We start from the raw sequence: 19689 nt of genomic DNA, 5'->3' as shown, positions 1-19689 counted from the left end.
CTCAAAACACCGTTTTGAGGTTGCAGATAGAACTGACGAAGTCAGCTCAAAACACCGTTTTGAGGTTGTAGATAAAACTGACGAAGTCAGCTCAAAACACCGTTTTGAGGTTGTAGATGAAACTGACGAAGTCAGCTCAAAACACCGTTTTGAGGTTGTAGATGAAACTGACGAAGTCAGCTCAAAACACCGTTTTGAGGTTGTAGATGAAACTGACGAAGTCAGTAACCATACCTACGGCAAGGCGAAGCTGACGTGGTTTGAAGAGATTTTTGGAAAGTATTAACACCTACAGACAAGCCTGACGATAGCAAGAACTACCCTACTCGATAGGTATCGGCTTTTGCTTTCTGAAAAAAATTATTTTAAGCAATTTGACAAAGCTAGCAACAAAAAATTCTATAAATATTTCCATGATAAAACGCATAGTATCAAGTCTTCTTAATCCCCTGATACTATGCGTGTTTGTGATTTTTAAGATTTTGTGCCTAGAGTCGACTCCTTATTTTAGATATTTGAAAGGAATCTCACTCCCACAGAGCCAGTTATAAACCTGGTCATTGACAAAAACATTCATGGCTTCGTGGGCATACTCAGGCATGATGCGATAAGCCTTATCGCAGATCAAACGATTGTAAATCGCAAACTGGGTAATGGGATAGCAAACATCGTCGTCCAAGCCCGTAATCATCTTAACCTCACCTTGGATACGATGGGCAAGATTTTTGACATCGATATAGGCAAGGGTCGCCATGATTTCCTCCTCTGTTTCATGAAAAGGATCGTGGAACTTGAAATAACGGAAAAGTTCATCATAGGCCTCACTAGTATTGCCAATCTCAATCACCCGTCTGAAGTCTGACAAGAAGGGATAGATGGAAACTGTTTTCTGAATTCGAGGATTGAGCGCTGCTGCAACCAAAGCTAGAGCACCACCTTGAGAGGCACCATAGCTAGAAAGACGCTTCTCATCTACCTCAGGCAGATTAGCAATAATTTCAACCAACTGGTAAATATCCAGATAAACATCCTTATAAAAGAGGTGATCCCGACCCTCCACAGCACCACGGATAATATGTCCCTTAACCGTATTTCCTAGAGGAGAACGCAAACCGTCTTGTGAATAGCCCGACTGGCCTCGAACATCCATGGAAACAACACCGTAACCAGCTACGGTGAAGCCCAGCATGTCGGCCCAATCCCAGCCACGTCCCATATAACCATGAAAATGGAAGATTAGTGGAACCTTCTCCTCACTCTTTGGAAGAACAATGCGTGCATAAACCTTTCCTTCCTTGCTTCCTTCAAATGTTAACTCATAGCACTTGACTTGAGGAATGTGGAAATCTCTTTCCTCCAAGTGGTAGGATGGAGGTGTGGAAACATTTTTCACTTCCCCATCCCAGAAAGCATCAAAGTCTTCCGGAACCTCATCCCTTCCTCTATAGGTCTTAATTTCTTCTAGCAAAGCTGGATTTTTCATAGCATGCTCCTTTTATTTTGTAATCGTTACCACAACTGTAGCATATCTATGTAATCAATGCAAGAAAGAAGGGTAAATAGAAAGTGAATTTAGATTCTTTACTTTTAGGATGATGGGCTAAAAGTAGTTTTAGAAACGAAAAAAGAGCATTTCGCTCTCTCTTCTGTTTATACTAGTTTTTTGCTTCTTTCTTTTGAAAAGTGCTTGGGTAATTTACTTTAATCGTTACTGTCATATGAGAGTCCTCGTTTCTTTTTGATGACTCTAGTATAAGGGCCAAACCTGAAAGCTAGCTTAAGTTTTCCTTAGAGAAAGCTTAATCCAGATGTTCTTTCTTTTCCAGATGAAAGGCAATCATGCGCCACTCTGGATCCTCTTGCCAGCCTTCAATAGAACTAATGTAACTAGCAACTTTTCTAGCTTCTTCTAAAATCGGAAAATCCTCGATAATATCAGCCACTTGGAACTCTGGAAGCCCTGACTGTCTGGTTCCAAAAATCTCACCAGAACCACGCATTTTCAAATCTTCCTCCGCAAGGACAAAACCATTGGTGGTTTCTGTCATGATGCGCATGCGGTCTTTCCCAGAATCCGTCTTGGGATTGGCAACAAGAACAGCATAGGACTGCTTGTCCCCCCGACCCACACGACCTCTGAGCTGGTGAAGCTGACTAAGCCCGAAGCGATCGGCATCCATGATAATCATGACAGTCGCATTTGGAACATTGACCCCAACCTCGATAACCGTTGTTGAAACTAGAATATCTGTTTTTCTCTCCTTGAAATCCTGCATGATCTGGTCTTTTTCGTCACTCTTCATCTTACCATGTAGAAGAGCCACTTCTGCCTTACCTGCAAAATGAGCCGTCAACTCCTCTGATAAGGCAATGGCATTTTTCAGATCTAGAGCTTCTGATTCTTCAATCAAGGGAGAGATGACATAGGCTTGAGAACCTTTTTGAATTTCCCCCTCTAACCAAGTCAAGACCTGAGGTAAGTGCTCATGCTTGATCCAGCGTGTCACAATAGGCTTCCGACCTGCTGGCATCTGGTCGATAATGGAAACATCCATATCTCCGAAGGCTGTGATGGCCAGCGTCCGTGGAATGGGAGTCGCCGTCATCATGAGGACATCTGGATTGTCGCCTTTTTCCCGTAAAATACGCCTTTGCCCCACACCAAAACGGTGCTGTTCATCGATGATAATCAAGCCAAGGCGAGCATAATCCACTCCATCCTGAATCAGAGCGTGGGTTCCGATAATCAAATCAGCCTCACCCTTGGCAATGGTCTCCAAGACTTCTCTCTTTTCTGCAGCTTTTAAGGAACCTGTCAAGAGAGCCAGTTTTAGGTCTGGAAAGAGACTCTGTAGACTCTCAAAGTGTTGCTCTGCGAGAATTTCTGTTGGTACCATGAGGGCTGATTGGTAGCCAGCTGTCACTGCCGCAAACATAGCCAAGCCAGCGACCACCGTTTTTCCGCTCCCCACATCCCCTTGCAAGAGACGATTCATGTGGTGATCCGACTTCATGTCTGTCAAAATTTCCTGTAAACTCTTTTCTTGAGCTGGGGTCAAGGAAAAAGGTAGATTTTCTTTAACTACTGTCACTTTTTCCTGAGACCAATTCAGAACCAGACCACTTCCCTGAACTCTATTTTCAGACTTGAGCGTCTGCAATTGCATTTGAAAATAAAAGAGTTCCTCAAATTTGATACGGCGAAGAGCCTGCTTGTATTCTGCCAAATCCTTGGGGAAATGCATGGCACGAACAGCCTGACAACGGGACATGAGTTTGTATTTGTCCAGCAAAGACTGGGGAAGATTTTCCTCAATCAAGAGGTCCAGTCCCTGATCAAAGGCTGTCTTGATAACTTTGACCAGACTGGCCTGACTGATTCCCTGAGCCAAGCGATAGACAGGTTGGAGATCATCTTCCACCTGAGCCAGGACCTTCATCCCAGTCAGACTAGCCTTGGCACGGTCCCATTTTCCAAAGACAGCAAGAGTTGCTCCCAACTCTATCTTATCAGCTAGATAAGGCTGGTTAAAGAAGTTCACCGCAAAAACGACTTCTCCCTGTTTGAGGCTAAAACGCAGGCGATTGCGCTTAAAACCATAATACTGGACACTGGCAGGAGTCACGACTTGACCAGAAAGAACTGCCTTTTCACCGTCTTCCAGATCTAGCACCTGCTTAGTCTTAAAATCTTCATAACGGAAAGGAAAGTAGAGCAAGAGATCTTGCAAATTTTCAATTCCTAGTTTGGCGTATTTTTCTGCTGACTTTGGTCCCACACCAGGTAAGACATGCAAGGGTTGATGTAGATTCATGCTCCACTCCTTTCTTTTCTAATAATATTCTCTCGGAATGCGGTCGCTAAGGAGACAAACTACCTCGTAGTTAATGGTTCCACGGTAGGCCGCTACCTGAGTAGCTGTGATTTCCTTGCCCCCGTTAGAACCAATCAAGGTTACCTTGGTTCCGAGTGGGTAAGGCTTAGGCAGACGAATGGTGATTTGGTCCATCGAAACTCGTCCAACAATTGGGCAAGCTTGACCATCTACCAAGACAGAGAAATTTTCCATATCTCGTGTCCAACCATCCGCATAGCCGATTGGCACCGTCGCGATGACTTGCTCACTATCCGCTTGATATGTCGCTCCGTAGCCCATGCAAGCTCCAGCTGGAACTGTCTTGACGTGAACCAAGGCAGATTCCAAGGTCAAGGCTGGAATCAAGTCATAGGGTAAATCCAAGACCTCTCCGCTAGGATTGAGACCATACATAGCATCTCCCATACGAACCGCATTGAAAATAGTCTCTACATGCCAAAGAGTCGTTGCAGAATTACTGGCATGAACCAGCTCTGGAAGACCTTTCATACTTGATAGAATGGTTTTAAACCGTTCTAACTGGGCATTAAAATAGTCATCTGATTCCTCATCAGCAGTCGCAAAGTGGGTAAAGATTCCTTCAACACGAACACCGTGTTGTCTGATCAAGTCTTGAGCCTGATCAGCCTCACTAGCCTCTCTAAAACCAATCCGTCCCATGCCTGAGTCAATCTTGAGGTGGACAGTCAAGCCAGTTAAATCTGCTTCCTTATCTAACAGTGCTTGAATCCACTCCAATCCAGCCACTGTCAAGGTGATGTCATATTCTTTAGCTAGAGTAACAGCTTCTAGCTCAGAAACTCCTAAAATAAGGATTTTCTTGCTGAGTCCAGCTTGTCTGAGTTCAATAGCTTCATCAATATTGGAAACGCAAAAGCCATCGACATCATCTTGAATCGCATTGGCAACAGCTACTGCCCCATGCCCATAGGCATTGGCTTTGACCACTGCCCACTTGAGTGTCCCCTCAGGGATATGAGCCCCCATTTGCTGAATATTGTGTCGAATAGCTCCCAGATGAATCAGAGCCTTGGTTGGTCTATGCGGACTAGCTTTCATGATTTTCCTCCAAAATGACACTGGCTGTCACAAACTGATCGGTATGGCTGATAGATAGCCAAATTTTTCCTGAAAATGGTGACTGACTAAAATAAGGCGCCCCGCGTTCATTGTTTAAGACTTCTAAATCCTGAAAACCGAGCTTGCCAATTCCCGTTCCCATGGCCTTGGAAAAGGCTTCTTTAGCCGACCAGCGACCAGCCAAATATTCGATTTGCCTGCGCCCTTTAAGACTGTTAAACCGTTCCATTTCCTTGGCTGTCAGCACGCGCTTGGCAAAGCCTTCATGTCGTGCAGCCGCTCTTTCTATCGAAGCCAATTCTTCGATGTCAATTCCGTGTCCAACTATCATTCTCATCAAAAGGAGTTGAGATTCCCCAACTCCATCCTTTTCACTTATTCTGCCAAGGTAGCATAGATTTCTTCTACCAAGGCCTCTGTATTTTCCCAACCTAGGCAAGGATCTGTAATAGAGCAGCCAAAGACCTCTGGTTGGTTTTGACGACCATCTGCTAGGTAAGATTCAATCATAAATCCTCGAACTGTCTTTTTAATTTTCTCATTCCAATCACGATTTTGCAAGGTCTGGCGAACAATTCGAATCTGCTCCATATACTGCTTGCCTGAGTTATCATGGTTGGTATCAATGAGGATAAAGGGATTTTCAAGTCCCATGGTTTCATAGCGTTCAATGGCTTGGAGTAGGTTTTCATAGTAGTAATTCGGCATATAATTGCCATACTCGTTAACTGCTCCACGGAGGATGACATGGGACAAAGGATTACCTGAAGTCTCAACTTCCTGCCCATGATAAAGGAAGGTTTGCTTATTTTGAGCAGCATAGATGGCGTTAAACATAACACCCAAATTTCCTGAGGTTGGATTTTTCATCCCTACTGGTGCATCAATCCCAGAAGCCACAAAGCGGTGCTCTTGGTCTTCCACAGAACGAGCTCCAACAGCATGGTAGCTGACCAAGTCATCCACCAAGATTAGATTTGACGGATAAAGCATCTCATCTGCCGTCGTCAAACCAGTCTCTGTAATCACTCGGTAGTGCAACTGGCGCACAGCCTGCAAACCGTTAATCAGGCTTGGAGCCTTAGAAGTGTCTGGCTGGTGAACCAACCCTTTATAGCCGTCTCCGTTGGTACGAGGCTTAGCAGTATAAACGCGCATAACCATGAAAATCTTGTCCGCTACCTTCTTTTGCAAGGCTGACAAGCGGCGGGCATATTCCAAGACAGCTTCTTCATTATCAGAAGAGCAAGGACCAATTACCAAAAGGAGACGGTCATCTTCCCCTGAAATAATGTCTGCCAATTCCCTGTCACGGCTTTCCTTGAGTCTCAAGGCTTCCGCAGACAATTGGGTTTCAGCCTTAATGACTTCCATATCGATTTCTTGACCTTTTTCAATAAATGCCATCTTATTCTCCTAACGTTTTGTAAATTTCTCTGACAAGAGCTTCTGTGTTATCCCAACCCAAGCAAGGGTCTGTGATAGACTTACCAAATACTTCTGGCTCATTTTGTCGACCATCTTCCAGATAAGACTCAATCATAAAACCACGAACGAACTGCTTAATTTTTTCATTCCAAGCACGGTTAATCAAGGTCTGGCGGACAATTCGGATCTGTTCAATATACTGCTTACCAGAATTGTCATGATTGGTATCAATGATGATAAAAGGATTTTCCAAGCCCATTTTCTCATACTGGGCAATGGTCTCAATTAAATTGTCATAATAGTAGTTGGGAATATTGTTACCATACTCATTAAGAGCACCACGAAGAATAGCGTGTGAAAGCGGGTTCCCAGTTGTTTCTACTTCTTTTCCTAAGAAAAGGAAACTTTGTTTGTTTTGAGCAGCATAAATCCCATTAAACATGACATTGAGATTTCCAGAGGTTGGATTTTTAAAACCAGTAGAAAATCCTGCCCCACTTGCCACAAAGCGGTGTTGCTGGTCTTCAACTGAACGGGCACCAACTGCCATGTAAGAAATCAAATCATCTACAAGCGGAAGGTTTTCAGGATAAAGCATTTCATCAGCAGTTGTCATCCCTGTTTCTGTGATGACACGATAGTGAAGATGGCGAACGGCTTTGATTCCATTGATAAGACTAGGCGCTTCTGTCGCGTTAGGCTGGTGAATCAAGCCCTTATAGCCATCTCCGTTGGTACGGGGTTTGGCAGTATAAACACGCATAACCATAAAGATACGATCTGCCACTTCTTCTTGTAGGACTGCCAAACGCTTAGCGTATTCAAGGACAGCTTCTTCGTTGTCAGATGAGCACGGACCGATTACCAAGAGAATCCGCTGGTCTTCTCCACGCATGATGGCTTCTAGCTCTTGATCGCGCTGTGATTTTCTCTCCAAAGCTTGGCCTTCTAATTTTGATAAGGCACGAACTTCTTCGATATTTATTTTAGGACTTTTTGCTGTAAATACCATAAGTCATCTCCTTATAAAGCAAACGGATACCAAGTAAAAATTTACTTTTCACAAGATATCCGCCTCTAAACTATCTCATTTTATTGTCTTTTACCGTGACAATTTTTAAACTTCTTACCAGAACCACATGGACAAAGTTGATTGCGTCCAATCTGGCTCAAATCCAAATCTTCTGGCATACTTGCTTGGTGAGCAGCGATATTGCGAGTCGCTGTTGTACTGATATGGCGTTCTGCCTGTGGTCTTTCTTGTTCATGAATTTGTGCTTTCATCATCAAGCGTGTCACATCAAACTCAATCGAACCAATCATATCATTAAACATACGGAAACCTTCTGCCTGATACTCAACAACAGGGTTGTTCTGAGCATAACCACGAAGTCCAACCGCGTTACGCAATTGATCAAGGGCATCGATATGATCTGTCCACTTGTTATCCACCACTCGTAGAATCAAAACTTTTTGGAATTCTTTAACTGCTTCTTCATCGCGTAGTTTTGAAACCTGACTATCATAAACCTTCAAGGCACGTTGGAAAAGCTCTTCCTTGATGGCCTTATCAGACAAGCCTGACAAATCTTCCATCGTAATAGAATCTTCTGGAAGCAAGTTGTACTTAGCAAAGTTCAAAATTGCTTCAAGTTTTTCATCTTGTTTGGCACGCGCATGACCATCGACGACACGTTCAATCGTGCGTTTGTGCATAGCCTGAATTTCAGGTGCCAAGTCACGGTCTGCAGTGATGACATCGTAACGTTGAGCATAGATAATCTCACGTTGTTCACGCATGACATCGTCGTATTGAAGGACTTGTTTACGGGTATCGTAGTTATTTCCTTCGACACGTTTCTGAGCTGCCTCAACCTGACGCGTCAACATACGAGACTCAATGGCCTCTTCAGACATATTCAAGCGTTCAAATATGCCTTTCAAGCGTTCAGAACCAAAACGTTTCATCAAATCATCTTCAAGAGAGAGGTAGAATTGTGACTCACCTGGATCTCCTTGACGACCTGAACGTCCACGAAGCTGGTTATCGATACGACGACTTTCATGACGTTCTGTACCAATCACACAAAGTCCTCCAAGTTCACGAACACCTTCACCAAGCTTGATGTCAGTACCACGACCCGCCATGTTGGTTGCGATGGTAACGGCACCACGTTGACCAGCATTCATGATGATTTGGGCTTCTCTATAGTGATTTTTGGCATTCAAGACTTCGTGAGGAACACCAGCTGCGACCAATTTCTTAGAAATATAGTCACTAGTTTCAACCGATACTGTACCAACCAAGACAGGCTGACCCTTTTGGTAACGAGCCTTAACGTCTTCGACAACCGCTTTAAACTTAGATTCGATACTTGCATAAAGAAGGTCTGAGTGGTCAATCCGTTGAACAGGACGGTTTGTTGGGATTGGAATAACACGAATGTTGTAGATTTCACGGAATTCTTCTTCCTCAGTCTTACCTGTCCCCGTCATACCAGACAATTTCTTGTACATACGGAAAAGGTTTTGATACGTGATTGAGGCAGATGTCTTGGTTTCATCCTGGATTGGCACACCTTCTTTGGCTTCAATAGCTTGGTGCAAGCCATCAGAATAACGACGACCTTCCATGGTACGACCTGTAAATTGGTCGACAATCAAGATTTCTTGCTCTTCGCTCACCACATAGTCAATATCGAGAAGCATGATGTAGTTGGCACGAAGGGCGTTATCGATAAAGTGAGTCAAAGCCACGTTTTCGATGTCATAGAGATTTTCAAGCTTGAAGTAGCTTTCAGCCTTGTCAATCCCTGAATCAGACAAACCAATAGTCTTAGACTGCACATCGATGATGTAGTCGTCTTTGTCCAACGATTTTACATAGTGGTCTGCCATATGGTAGAGCTGACTGGTTTCAACTGCATTAGCACCTGATACGATCAAAGGTGTACGGGCCTCGTCAATCAAGATAGAGTCAACCTCATCGACCAAGGCATAGTTAAGCGGACGTTGTACCATGTTTTCAGCACGAACGACCATGTTATCACGTAGGTAGTCAAATCCGATTTCTGAGTTGGTTGAGTATGTAATATCACACTCATAGGCTTCTTTTTTCTCCATTGGAGATTTGGCAGCCAAGTTAATCCCTACTGACAAGCCAAGCCATGAGTACAATTCACCCATCTCAGTCGCGTCACGTTCTGATAGGTATTCGTTAACCGTAACTACGTGAACCCCTTTGCCTGAAAGGGCATTGAGGTATACCGGCATAGTCGCAGTCAAGGTTTTCCCTTCCCCTGTACGCATCTCTGGCACGTCACCATGGTGAAGAACGATTCCCCCCATGACCTGAACCTTATATGGGAAGAGACCTAGGACACGTTTGGCACCCTCACGGACAACCGCAAATGCTTCATAAAGCAATGAATCCAGCGATTCTCCATTTTGATAACGTTCCTTAAATTCAACTGTTTTTGCTTTTAGTTGGTCATCAGTCAAAGCAGCCATTTGGTCTTCGTATTTGAAAACCTTGTCAGCCATCTTTTCCAGACGACGGATTTCTCCTTTATCATTTTCGATAATTGTTTTTAAAATATTAGCCATGTTTTTCCTTACTTTAAATTCCGAATATTTTAGAATGTTCTTTTAATTTTAGCACAATTACTGATTATTTTCAAGGAAGAATCCCCATTTTGAAAAGGAAAAAGAGGCTAGTTTTCAAGCTAACCTCTCTGACTTTTATGATACTTTAATTGCCAAGAATCGGCAAAATAGCAAATAGGATAAATAAGTTAATCCAAAGAGAAAGACAGCAGATCAATCCAAAAACAAAGAGACTGACTTTCTTGGACAGCAAGGCCATCAAAATAGACAGAATACCAAAAACTAGCAAGACTTTCTGTATGCTGAAGAGGTCAATCTTTCCCCCCAGAATCGGACTGTCCCAAGGAAGAAAGAAGAAAGCAATCCAGATTAGCAGAACTAAACCAATATAAACCTTGGAATAGCGTGTAATAAATGATTTTAGATGTACCATAAGCTACCTCCTAAGCTTGTATATCTTTTGAATACTGTATATGCCCATTTTCGACAACTAATACATCTGTACAAAGGTCTGAAATATCTTCCGATATGTGTGATGTCAGGATAAGCAGACCATTTTCTTTTTTAAGGTAAGATAAAATGACCTGTTTGGTTAACCTCACACTCTTCTCATCCAAAGCATTCATAGGTTCATCGAGAAAGAGTATAGATGGTTCGGCAATAAAGGCTTGAATCAAAGCCATTTTTTGTTTCGTTCCTAAGGATAAATGACGGTACTCAACGTCTTCAAATTCCTGTAAATCATAGTATTGAATCCAATAGGCAATTCTTTTTTCCGTAACTTTAGATGAAAAATACCTTAACAGTTCCAAATTTTCTCTCAGGGATAAATGAGATAGAAACTCTACCTTTTCAATTAAAATCCCTGCATCCTGAATATAATGATTTTTTACCCCGTAAACTTTGCCATCTTGAAGAACTTTTCCTTTGTCAAGCTTAATATAACCAGCAAGTACCTTTAAAAGAACCGTCTTGCCAGATCCATTATCACCTTTAAGGCCATAAATTTTTCCTGATTGAAACACCAAATTCAACTGATTTAAAATAGGTCTTTTCGCGTAATTTTTCTGTCCATCTATAATTTCAAGTCTCATCGTTTATCCTTTCTTAAATTTCTCTTCCAAACGACTAACAATCAAGATAACCAATAAACTTAGGAGTCCTAAATATACTATTACAATATGATCCATCATCCATTCTTGTCCCACAAATGCTAAAAAATAGAGAAAAAAGGAAAAACCAGCGCCCGCACTAATCAGTGCTATCAGATAAGACAGTAGCAAGTACAACATCATTAACTGAGCAAGTAAAAAGAAAAGTACGACTGTTTTGAAATGAATTCCTAGCGGAAGTAAACCAAGAAACCAGACAACTAAATCTTGAGTAAAAAATTTAGAGATGACAACCAATCGTTTCCTTGTATAATCGAAAAAGGAGCTTGATTGATAGCGAATCAAGTGATGGTAATGGTCTGCCAAATCACTTTCAAGCAAAATGACAGAGAGCCATCCAACCATGAAAATCGAAAGGTTTAACAAGAGTTTGGGGATTTCTAAATTCGCTTCAGAATAGTCATTATAGGAAAAGATTGAAATCAATTCCCTCTTGAAAAAGAGAAAAACATCCTGCTTTTGAACCGCTATTGACAATAGATAGTTAATCAAAATCATCATCAGAACTATACGAAGTAGTAAAACGATCTTTCTCTTTAGCCAAATATTGTTAAAGTTCTTAAACATTATCTTCATATTTTTTAAGTACCATATAGGGGACAATATAAAGGATATAAGGAGTAAAGAGTCTCATCAAACTTACATCCCCATAGCTAGCTTGCATCAAACTCGTCATAGGAACCATATAGTAAGGCAAGGCACTATAGAGTAACATAGAACCAAGCCAAAGAAACATCAAATAGGCGATTGCCGAACGAGTCACATTCCCTAAATAATCAACTATTTTTAAAAAATAGACCGTATTGATGAAGATACCGATTAGAAGGACACAAGTAAAGAACAAATAGCTTGTTATCTCTCCATCCAAGAACCTTTGTAAACTACTCCCATTAGAAAATAGAGAATTCCATTCAAGAGGAGAAAAAGTCCCAAAGAAATAAGTTAAAATTGCAATTATCAGCACAGTCACTAAATATATCACACAAGGGATACTTGCAAGTTGAAAAGTCAACTTTCTTTTTAACCCTTGATAACTCACTTCTCTTCCAATACTCAATCGTAAAACTTTATTTTTCAGCTCAATATATTGAAAACCTAGCAAAACAATGATGATTGGAATAATAAATGATTGATAAAAAACTAGATTGAACTGGAGAATACGAAAATCTAATGCTGATTTTAATAAGTCATTTTTAATTGCTTGTCCATCGAATTTAGCTAGATCGGGCGCATGAATATCAAAAAAGAAATAAGTCATCAAAACATCACGATAAACCAAAGCAAGAAAAAGCAAAGTAAGCAAGACATAAACAAATTTATGCCTTGCCAAAGTTAAGAGAGGAATCTTCATAAGCCACCTCCTACAAATAAAAACCGATATAAATCAATGCCTCCCCGCTTTAGACTTCCCTAGTTCCCGTCTCAAGCGAAGCATTTTTTTGAAACAGAAATAAGTTAACCTATTCAGACCAATAGCTAGCAGAATAAAAAGAAACCAAATGCCCCATAACTTGATATCTGTCACATTTCTCAAGACGATATTGAAAAACAGAACTGAAATAACTGTCCAAGCAAGGCTAAAAAGAGCATAGAGGGGAATGTAAAACCAGTAAAAATAGTAAAAAATTGGGAAAAATTTACTTTCTCTATTATCCTTTTCAATCCAGCTGAAAAAGTAAAACCAGGGAAATAAGATTATCAATTTAAATAAATGTTTCATCGACACCTCCTTTTTGATAGCGTTTTCTATTATTTTATTATATCAAAAAAATCTGGAAATGTCATTCCAGATTCTACTTTTTTATTTACGCTTTCTTGCGATGAGATGGATTGGAGTCCCCTCAAAGACAAAGGCATTGCGGATTTGATTTTCCAAGAAACGCAGGTAAGAAAAGTGCATAAGTTCTTCTTCGTTGACAAAGATGACAAAGGTTGGTGGTTTAGTTGCCACTTGGGTCGCATAGAAGATTTTGAGACGTTTTCCTTTGTCTGTCGGTGTTGGGTTAATGGCAATAGCATCCATAATCACATCATTCAAGACAGCTGATGGAATACGTGTATTTTGACTTTCGCTGATTTGCTTGATCATCTCAGGAAGTTTGTGGAGACGTTGCTTTGTCAAGGCTGATACAAAGATAATCGGTGCGTAAGGCAGGTATTGGAACTGCTCACGAATATCTTCTTCCCAGTTTTTCATAGTATGGTTGTCTTTTTCAAGAGTATCCCACTTGTTGACCACGATAATCATCCCTTTACCAGCTTCATGGGCAAATCCTGCGATACGCTTGTCGTATTCACGGATTCCTTCTTCCGCATTGATGACCATCAAGACCACATCTGAACGGTCAATAGCACGCATGGCACGCATGACAGAGTATTTCTCGGTATTTTCATAAACCTTACCAGATTTACGCATACCAGCCGTATCAATCATGGTAAACTCTTGACCATCTGTATCTGTAAAGTGGGTATCAATGGCGTCACGCGTTGTTCCAGCAACAGGACTGGCAATGACACGGTCTTCTCCCAAGATAGCGTTAATCAAGCTTGATTTTCCAACATTTGGACGACCAATCAAGCTAAACTTAATGACATCTGGATTTTCTTCTTCATATTCATTTGGAAGATTTTCCACAATGGCATCTAGCACATCCCCTGTACCGATACCATGGACAGATGAGATAGGCAGTGGTTCACCCAAACCGAGGGCGTAGAAATCATAGATATCATTTCGCATCTCAGGGTTGTCCACCTTGTTAACTGCGAGGATAACTGGTTTGTGGGTCTTATAAAGCTTACGGGCTACGTATTCGTCCGCATCGGTAATTCCTTCCTTACCAGACACGACAAAGACGATAACATCGGCTTCTTCCATGGCAATTTCTGCCTGGTGCTTGATTTGTTCCATGAAAGGAGCATCGACATCATCGATTCCTCCTGTATCAATCATGCTAAAGGAACGATTGAGCCACTCACCCGTTGCATAGATACGGTCACGTGTCACTCCTTCGACATCCTCTACAATGGAGATTCGCTCACCAGCGATCCGATTAAATAGGGTTGATTTCCCAACATTGGGACGTCCTACAATGGCAATAGTTGGTAGGGCCATAATTTCTCACTTTCTACAATAATTTCTTCTGTTCAAGATTTTTTCTAGTTGAGCTTGGTTCAGCTTGACCAAACTGTTCTGCTAGGCGCTGACTCCAGCTTGTGGTCGCACGCGCCCCAGCATAGTCAGCCTGTACACGGTCATAAGCCTCAATCACATCAACTGTTTGTTCCTGATATTCTTCCTCAAACACCACTTGATTCAATGGCAAGCGAGGTTTAACTTCATGTTCTTGATTTGGCACACCCAGTGCCATCCCAAAAACAGGATAGGTGTAGTCAGGCAGGTTAAAGAGCTCTGCCACTTCTTCTGATTTGTAACGCACCAAGCCAATAATGACACCACCATAGCCCAAGCTTTCAGCTGCCAGCAGGGCATTTTGACCAGCAAGAGCCGCATCGACTGAACTAATCAAGAGACCTTCTACACCTTGGGGTTGGAATGAATCGGTATGAAGCTGGGCTCCCTTTTCTGCTCGGTTCAAGTCTCCGACAAAGAGAAGGAAAACAGCAGACTGGCGAATAGCTTCTTGAGGTACCAATTCATACAGAGCATCTTTCTTTTCTTGACTTCGTACCACAATCACAGAGTAGGATTGGAAATTCTTCCAAGACGAGGCCATCTGGGCTGCTGTCAGGATTTCAGTCAAGTCTTCCTGAGGGAGGGCTTGCTCCTTAAATCTTCGAACAGACTTATGAGCTTTCATCAGTTTAATGGTTTCTGTCATCGACGGTTTACTCCTTCTAAACGAGTCTCCTCAGCCAAATAACGGATGCGTTCCATGACGCGTCTGGCTTCCCAGGTTTCGTCATTTCCATGCTTCCCTTTAGCGAAATGCAGCTCCAATTCTTCAAAGTTGAAGTTGGAGGTGAAAAAGGTCGGTAAATTTTCCTGCATCCGATATTGGAGAATGACCTGCAGGATTTCATCACGCACCCAAGCTGTTGATTGCTCGGCACCAATATCATCTAAAATCAGGACTTCAGAAAGCTTAATCTCATCCACCAAGGTCTTGACATTACCATCACCGATAGCATTTTTGACATCAATGACAAAGCTAGGATAGTGGAGAAGAGTGGAGGAAACACCACGTTTTTCTGATAAATCATGAGCTAAGGCAGCCACCATGAAACTTTTACCCACACCAAAGTCTCCATACAAGTAAAGACCTTTTCGAATAGCTGGATATTGCTCCACGAATGCTAATAACTTTTCAAAAACTGGTAAGCGCCCCAAATCATCCAAGTCTACTTGAGCCAAACTAGCTTGCTTGAGACTGGCTGGCAGATTGATTAACTTGAGACGGTTCTTAATAGCCGCTTCTTTTTCCGCTGCGATTAGCTCAGGAGTTTCTTCATAAGAAACATCCGCATAGCCATGATTCATAACCAAAATCGGCTTGTAGCCTTTGGCAATATAATCCGTATCACCACGGAGAAACTTGTCGCGCTCGGTGATGTACTGATTAAACTTGGAGATACTGCGATTCAATTCCTCTGGAGTCAAGGATTCTTGCTGGATAAAGGCCGCAACATCAGGGTCCTTCATGATTTTCTGGACCAAATCTTGATAATGAAAACGGCTAGGTTGACGTTTGAGTACGTCTCCGACACTTTCCATCTAATCTCCTCCTTTTTCTAATCGAGCTAATAGTTCTTGTTTCTTACGTTCTAGTTCCAGACGAGTTGCCTCGCTGGTTTCATTCTTATATTCAGGATTACTCCATTTAGGAACATTGGTTTTTTCTGGGGCAGTCTGATTCTGTTTTTGTGTTTTTGCTTTCTGCCCTCGATCACGAATTCGTAAAACGGCCTCTTCTGCCGAATGAATCTTTTGATAGGCATAGTCATTGGCTACCTTCATGGCATATTTCTCATTGATATTTGCCGAATCGACCTTATTAAAGGTCAATAAAAGAATGATATTGATGACTTCGTCCAGCAAACCCAAGCCAGCCATCTGTTGCAAGAGTTCTCTTTCTGTTTGGGTAATGGTTCCCTTGCGTGTTTTCTTGATTTCTGCCAAGAACTGCAGGGCAGTTTTACTTTTGGCCTCTTTGATAATGGTCGCTTCCTTAAGACTAAAGTCAGAGGAAACTGATTTTTGAGCAATTTTTTCACGCATGCGTTTGGTTGAAATAACCTGGGAAACAGCTGTTGACTTGGCCAATTGATAGGTTTCAAACCAAGTCCATTTCTTCTCCTCGGCAATAGCAAAGAGGTTTAAGACATCGGACTGCTCATCCGCAAAACGAAGTCCATCTCGAGCCATCAGCTGGCGAAAATGTTCCAAGTCAAAATCATTGGCCACTTTCTTCTTGAGACCAAGGTCTTCTTGACTGCCTAGTTCTGCCAATTCTGGAAAGACTTGATTAAGTGAGACAGGTATTTCTTCACCATCAGCACTTTCAACTTTCAAATCCTCCACAGCTACATCGCCAATCTTTTTCTCTAAAAGTCTGCGATACACAGGATGTTCCAAGAAGTCCTGACTAGATAGAGGAGCATGGAGGGCTAGTTGATAAACCTCCCCCTTTTGATAGAGGGTTAAGAGATTGAAAGCAGATAGGATTTTCAAGGATTTTAAAAGTCTGTCCATCCCAAAGTTGAGATGGTTGAGAATGCTTGAAAAGAGGTATTCCTTTCTGCCATTATCCCAAAAACTAATCGTATAAAGATAAAGGCTCAGTGCCTCCTGACCGATAATCGGGAGGTAGCACTGTACCAGAGATGAGGTATCTTGCGACACCCGATTATTCTTCAGATAAGAAAAACGGTCAATTGGCTTCATTTATCTTTCCTTTTTCTTTTTAGAGGACTGGGTGATTTGTTGGAGCAAACTCTCTAACTCACTGACATCCTTAAAACTACGATAGACACTGGCAAAACGTACATAGGTAATCTCGTCCAATTCAGCCAACTCCTCCATGACGAGTGAACCAATGTCCTCACTTTGAATTTCATTTTCATTTCGACCACGGAGTTTCTGTTCGATACGATTGACTACCATGTTGATTTCATCACTTGACACAGGACGTTTCTGGGCTGAGCGGATAATCCCATTAAAGATTTTATCTCTGGAGAATTGTTCCCGTGTGCCATCTTTTTTAACAACCACTAAGGTTCTTTCTTCTACTCGTTCGTAGGTTGTAAAACGGTGTTGGCATTCGTCGCACTCACGTCTTCTACGAATGGTGTTCCCTTCTTCTGCTTGGCGACTATCGATAACACTTGACTTGGTAGCCCCACATTTTGGACAACGCATCCTTTCCCTCCTTATCGTTTTCTTTTCATTATACCATTTTTTAAGCGATTCCCAAAACAATTCTTCTTTTTGCTTGACAAGTTTTTTGTTTTGTTGTATTATTTAATTAAGACAACAAGGTAAAAGAAAGGAGACTAAGATGTCCTGGACATTTGACAACAAAAAACCCATCTATTTACAGATTATGGAGAAAATCAAGCTTCAGATTGTTTCCCATACACTGGAACCCAATCAACAACTTCCAACCGTGAGGGAGCTAGCTAGCGAGGCTGGTGTCAATCCCAATACCATCCAAAGAGCCTTATCAGACCTTGAACGAGAAGGATTTGTCTACAGCAAGCGAACAACTGGACGATTTGTGACTAAGGATAAGGAGCTAATCGCCCAGTCACGCAAACAATTATCAGAAGAAGAATTGGAACACTTCGTTTCCTCCATGACCCATTTTGGCTATGAAAAAGAAGAACTACCAGGCGTAGTCAGTGATTATATTAAAGGAGTTTAAGCCTATGTCATTACTAGCATTTGAAAATGTATCCAAATCATATGGAGCAACACCAGCCCTTGAAAATGTTTCTCTTGACATTCCAGCTGGAAAAATTGTCGGCCTTCTTGGGCCAAACGGCTCAGGAAAAACAACCCTGATTAAACTAATTAATGGCCTCTTACAACCAGATCAAGGACGTGTCCTCATCAACGACATGGACCCAAGCCCAGCAACCAAGGCCGTTGTAGCTTATTTGCCTGATACGACCTATCTCAATGAGCAAATGAAGGTCAAAGAAGCCCTAACCTACTTCAAGACCTTCTATAAAGATTTCAATCTTGAACGTGCCCATCATCTACTTGCAGACCTGGGCATTGATGAAAATAGTCGTCTCAAGAAACTATCAAAAGGAAACAAAGAAAAGGTTCAACTGATTTTGGTTATGAGCCGTGATGCTCGTCTCTATGTTTTGGATGAACCCATTGGTGGGGTGGATCCAGCAGCCCGTGCTTATATCCTCAATACCATTATCAACAACTACTCACCAACTTCTACCGTTTTGATTTCTACCCACTTGATTTCTGATATCGAGCCAATCTTGGATGAAATTGTCTTCCTAAAAGACGGAAAAGTCGTCCGTCAAGGAAATGTAGATGATATTCGCTACGAGTCAGGTGAATCCATTGACCAACTCTTCCGTCAGGAATTTAAGGCCTAAGCAAAGGAGATTATTTATGTTTTGGAATTTAGTTCACTACGAATTTAAAAATGTTAACAAGTGGTATTTAGCCCTCTACGCAGCCGTGCTAGTCCTTTCTGCCCTCATCGGAATACAGACACAAGGCTTTAAAAATCTACCTTACCAAGAAAGTCAGGCTACTATGCTACTTTTTCTAGCTACAGTCTTTGGTGGCTTGATAATTACACTTGGGATTTCAACCATTTTCTTGATTATCAAACGCTTCAAAGGTAGTGTCTATGACCGCCAAGGCTATCTGACTTTGACCTTGCCAGTTTCTGAGCACTATATCATCACTGCTAAATTAGTCGGAGCCTTTATCTGGTCTATACTTAGCTCGGCTGTACTGGCTCTAAGTGCTTTTCTTATTGTGACTATAACGGTTCCAGAATGGATGTCACATTATGACTTGTTCCCACTTGTAGGAACATACCTTCCTCAACTCTCTCTTGTGGGGTTATCCTTCCTACTAAATACCGTTTCTGGAATCCTCTGCATCTACTTGGCTATTTCCATTGGACAGCTTTTCAATGAATACCGTACAGCACTCGCTGTTGCAGCCTACATTGGGATCCAAATCGTCATTGGCTTTATTGAAGTCTTCTTCAATACCAGTACTAACTTCTATGTCAATTCACTTGCAGGATTTAATGATAATTTCTATATGGGAGCAAGCATAGGCATTGTTGAAGAACTCATATTCATAGCTATCTTTTATCTCGGAACCTACTATATTTTGAGAAACAAGGTTAACTTGCAATAGTTTTAAAATCAAAAAGGATAACATCTCATCACAGAGAGGCTATCCTTTTTGATTTTATCTCATTTTCCGTCTAACTTTATCTTACAGACGAATCCTTCTAACCAATTAATACTCTTCGAAAATCTCTTCAAACTACATCAGCTTCACCTTGCCGTAGGTA

General features: G+C 41.7%; 20 protein-coding genes and 1 pseudogene. 4 read left to right on the top strand and 17 right to left on the bottom strand.

What is annotated here, in order from left to right; translation table 11 throughout:
• A pseudogene (locus HT708_RS03070) lies at positions 1 to 286 on the top strand (hypothetical protein); the annotation flags it as partial.
• A gap of 216 nt (positions 287 to 502) precedes the next feature.
• Here the strand turns inward: HT708_RS03070 and HT708_RS03065 are convergent.
• The 17 genes from HT708_RS03065 to nrdR all read right to left on the bottom strand — a co-directional run bounded on the left by HT708_RS03065 (position 503) and on the right by nrdR (position 17540).
• On the bottom strand, positions 503 to 1483 hold the full coding sequence (locus HT708_RS03065) for an acetylxylan esterase (RefSeq protein WP_023938360.1): 981 nt from the start codon (positions 1481 to 1483) through the stop codon (positions 503 to 505).
• Positions 1484 to 1799: 316 nt separating this feature from the next.
• A complete protein-coding gene (gene recG / locus HT708_RS03060) occupies positions 1800 to 3815 on the bottom strand; it encodes an ATP-dependent DNA helicase RecG (protein ID WP_055387377.1) in 2016 nt (671 codons plus the stop codon).
• Between the two features lie 18 nt (positions 3816 to 3833).
• Positions 3834 to 4937, bottom strand: coding sequence for an alanine racemase (gene alr / locus HT708_RS03055; RefSeq protein ID WP_172925966.1), 1104 nt, complete (start codon positions 4935 to 4937; stop codon positions 3834 to 3836).
• The gene (gene acpS, locus HT708_RS03050; RefSeq protein WP_000634996.1) at positions 4927 to 5289 is read right to left on the bottom strand and encodes a holo-ACP synthase; all 363 of its coding nucleotides are present in this window, start codon (positions 5287 to 5289) and stop codon (positions 4927 to 4929) included. Before acpS ends, alr begins: the two co-directional genes overlap by 11 nt.
• Before the next feature lie 44 nt (positions 5290 to 5333).
• Positions 5334 to 6365 carry a 3-deoxy-7-phosphoheptulonate synthase gene (locus HT708_RS03045; RefSeq protein WP_000864063.1) on the bottom strand — a complete coding sequence of 344 codons (1032 nt, stop codon included), beginning with the start codon at positions 6363 to 6365 and terminating at the stop codon, positions 5334 to 5336.
• Position 6366: 1 nt separating this feature from the next.
• A complete protein-coding gene (locus tag HT708_RS03040; RefSeq protein ID WP_000232197.1) occupies positions 6367 to 7398 on the bottom strand; it encodes a 3-deoxy-7-phosphoheptulonate synthase in 1032 nt (343 codons plus the stop codon).
• A gap of 80 nt (positions 7399 to 7478) precedes the next feature.
• Entirely contained in the window at positions 7479 to 9992 is a 2514-nt protein-coding gene (gene secA / locus HT708_RS03035; protein ID WP_172925965.1) for a preprotein translocase subunit SecA, read from the bottom strand.
• A 145-nt stretch (positions 9993 to 10137) separates the two neighbouring features.
• Positions 10138 to 10425, bottom strand: coding sequence for a hypothetical protein (locus HT708_RS03030; RefSeq protein ID WP_172925964.1), 288 nt, complete (start codon positions 10423 to 10425; stop codon positions 10138 to 10140).
• A 10-nt stretch (positions 10426 to 10435) separates the two neighbouring features.
• The gene (locus HT708_RS03025) at positions 10436 to 11086 is read right to left on the bottom strand and encodes an ABC transporter ATP-binding protein (protein WP_172925963.1); all 651 of its coding nucleotides are present in this window, start codon (positions 11084 to 11086) and stop codon (positions 10436 to 10438) included.
• A 3-nt stretch (positions 11087 to 11089) separates the two neighbouring features.
• Positions 11090 to 11731, bottom strand: coding sequence for a hypothetical protein (locus HT708_RS03020; protein ID WP_172925968.1), 642 nt, complete (start codon positions 11729 to 11731; stop codon positions 11090 to 11092).
• The gene (locus HT708_RS03015) at positions 11724 to 12515 is read right to left on the bottom strand and encodes a hypothetical protein (protein WP_172925962.1); all 792 of its coding nucleotides are present in this window, start codon (positions 12513 to 12515) and stop codon (positions 11724 to 11726) included. The genes HT708_RS03020 and HT708_RS03015 overlap by 8 nt, the downstream gene beginning before the upstream one ends.
• 33 nt (positions 12516 to 12548) lie before the next feature.
• Positions 12549 to 12884 carry a hypothetical protein gene (locus HT708_RS03010; RefSeq protein WP_172925961.1) on the bottom strand — a complete coding sequence of 112 codons (336 nt, stop codon included), beginning with the start codon at positions 12882 to 12884 and terminating at the stop codon, positions 12549 to 12551.
• A gap of 81 nt (positions 12885 to 12965) precedes the next feature.
• Entirely contained in the window at positions 12966 to 14276 is a 1311-nt protein-coding gene (gene der, locus HT708_RS03005; protein ID WP_172925960.1) for a ribosome biogenesis GTPase Der, read from the bottom strand.
• A 13-nt stretch (positions 14277 to 14289) separates the two neighbouring features.
• Positions 14290 to 15003, bottom strand: coding sequence for an NADPH-dependent oxidoreductase (locus tag HT708_RS03000; RefSeq protein WP_000140813.1), 714 nt, complete (start codon positions 15001 to 15003; stop codon positions 14290 to 14292).
• Positions 15000 to 15896, bottom strand: coding sequence for a primosomal protein DnaI (gene dnaI / locus HT708_RS02995; RefSeq protein ID WP_016398880.1), 897 nt, complete (start codon positions 15894 to 15896; stop codon positions 15000 to 15002). The genes HT708_RS03000 and dnaI overlap by 4 nt, the downstream gene beginning before the upstream one ends.
• Positions 15897 to 17066 (bottom strand): replication initiation and membrane attachment family protein, encoded by a 1170-nt coding sequence (locus HT708_RS02990; RefSeq protein ID WP_172925959.1) that lies wholly within the window; start codon positions 17064 to 17066, stop codon positions 15897 to 15899.
• The gene (gene nrdR, locus HT708_RS02985) at positions 17067 to 17540 is read right to left on the bottom strand and encodes a transcriptional regulator NrdR (RefSeq protein ID WP_001203672.1); all 474 of its coding nucleotides are present in this window, start codon (positions 17538 to 17540) and stop codon (positions 17067 to 17069) included.
• Positions 17541 to 17679: 139 nt separating this feature from the next.
• Between nrdR and HT708_RS02980 the strand changes: the two genes are divergently transcribed.
• The 3 genes from HT708_RS02980 to HT708_RS02970 are packed head-to-tail and all read left to right on the top strand — an operon-like array spanning position 17680 to position 19529.
• Positions 17680 to 18045 (top strand): GntR family transcriptional regulator, encoded by a 366-nt coding sequence (locus HT708_RS02980; protein WP_000119153.1) that lies wholly within the window; start codon positions 17680 to 17682, stop codon positions 18043 to 18045.
• Positions 18046 to 18049: 4 nt separating this feature from the next.
• On the top strand, positions 18050 to 18745 hold the full coding sequence (locus HT708_RS02975; protein ID WP_000054201.1) for an ABC transporter ATP-binding protein: 696 nt from the start codon (positions 18050 to 18052) through the stop codon (positions 18743 to 18745).
• 16 nt (positions 18746 to 18761) lie between these two features.
• On the top strand, positions 18762 to 19529 hold the full coding sequence (locus HT708_RS02970; protein ID WP_172925958.1) for a hypothetical protein: 768 nt from the start codon (positions 18762 to 18764) through the stop codon (positions 19527 to 19529).
• The last annotated feature ends 160 nt before the right edge of the window (positions 19530 to 19689 follow it).

This window comes from Streptococcus sp. 3613 (assembly GCF_013277375.1).
GTDB lineage: Bacteria > Bacillota > Bacilli > Lactobacillales > Streptococcaceae > Streptococcus > Streptococcus pseudopneumoniae.
This window is presented reverse-complemented; position numbering and strand designations above follow the sequence as displayed.

What these genes read in the sequence shown, in the direction of transcription:
- HT708_RS03065 (WP_023938360.1), bottom strand. Translation starts at nt 1,483, where the DNA reads ATGAAAAATCCAGCTTTGCTAGAAGAAATTAAGACCTATAGAGGAAGG.
- recG (WP_055387377.1), bottom strand. Translation starts at nt 3,815, where the DNA reads ATGAATCTACATCAACCCTTGCATGTCTTACCTGGTGTGGGACCAAAG.
- alr (WP_172925966.1), bottom strand. Translation starts at nt 4,937, where the DNA reads ATGAAAGCTAGTCCGCATAGACCAACCAAGGCTCTGATTCATCTGGGA.
- acpS (WP_000634996.1), bottom strand. Translation starts at nt 5,289, where the DNA reads ATGATAGTTGGACACGGAATTGACATCGAAGAATTGGCTTCGATAGAA.
- HT708_RS03045 (WP_000864063.1), bottom strand. Translation starts at nt 6,365, where the DNA reads ATGGCATTTATTGAAAAAGGTCAAGAAATCGATATGGAAGTCATTAAG.
- HT708_RS03040 (WP_000232197.1), bottom strand. Translation starts at nt 7,398, where the DNA reads ATGGTATTTACAGCAAAAAGTCCTAAAATAAATATCGAAGAAGTTCGT.
- secA (WP_172925965.1), bottom strand. Translation starts at nt 9,992, where the DNA reads ATGGCTAATATTTTAAAAACAATTATCGAAAATGATAAAGGAGAAATC.
- HT708_RS03030 (WP_172925964.1), bottom strand. Translation starts at nt 10,425, where the DNA reads ATGGTACATCTAAAATCATTTATTACACGCTATTCCAAGGTTTATATT.
- HT708_RS03025 (WP_172925963.1), bottom strand. Translation starts at nt 11,086, where the DNA reads ATGAGACTTGAAATTATAGATGGACAGAAAAATTACGCGAAAAGACCT.
- HT708_RS03020 (WP_172925968.1), bottom strand. Translation starts at nt 11,731, where the DNA reads ATGTTTAAGAACTTTAACAATATTTGGCTAAAGAGAAAGATCGTTTTA.
- HT708_RS03015 (WP_172925962.1), bottom strand. Translation starts at nt 12,515, where the DNA reads ATGAAGATTCCTCTCTTAACTTTGGCAAGGCATAAATTTGTTTATGTC.
- HT708_RS03010 (WP_172925961.1), bottom strand. Translation starts at nt 12,884, where the DNA reads ATGAAACATTTATTTAAATTGATAATCTTATTTCCCTGGTTTTACTTT.
- der (WP_172925960.1), bottom strand. Translation starts at nt 14,276, where the DNA reads ATGGCCCTACCAACTATTGCCATTGTAGGACGTCCCAATGTTGGGAAA.
- HT708_RS03000 (WP_000140813.1), bottom strand. Translation starts at nt 15,003, where the DNA reads ATGACAGAAACCATTAAACTGATGAAAGCTCATAAGTCTGTTCGAAGA.
- dnaI (WP_016398880.1), bottom strand. Translation starts at nt 15,896, where the DNA reads ATGGAAAGTGTCGGAGACGTACTCAAACGTCAACCTAGCCGTTTTCAT.
- HT708_RS02990 (WP_172925959.1), bottom strand. Translation starts at nt 17,066, where the DNA reads ATGAAGCCAATTGACCGTTTTTCTTATCTGAAGAATAATCGGGTGTCG.
- nrdR (WP_001203672.1), bottom strand. Translation starts at nt 17,540, where the DNA reads ATGCGTTGTCCAAAATGTGGGGCTACCAAGTCAAGTGTTATCGATAGT.
- HT708_RS02980 (WP_000119153.1), top strand. Translation starts at nt 17,680, where the DNA reads ATGTCCTGGACATTTGACAACAAAAAACCCATCTATTTACAGATTATG.
- HT708_RS02975 (WP_000054201.1), top strand. Translation starts at nt 18,050, where the DNA reads ATGTCATTACTAGCATTTGAAAATGTATCCAAATCATATGGAGCAACA.
- HT708_RS02970 (WP_172925958.1), top strand. Translation starts at nt 18,762, where the DNA reads ATGTTTTGGAATTTAGTTCACTACGAATTTAAAAATGTTAACAAGTGG.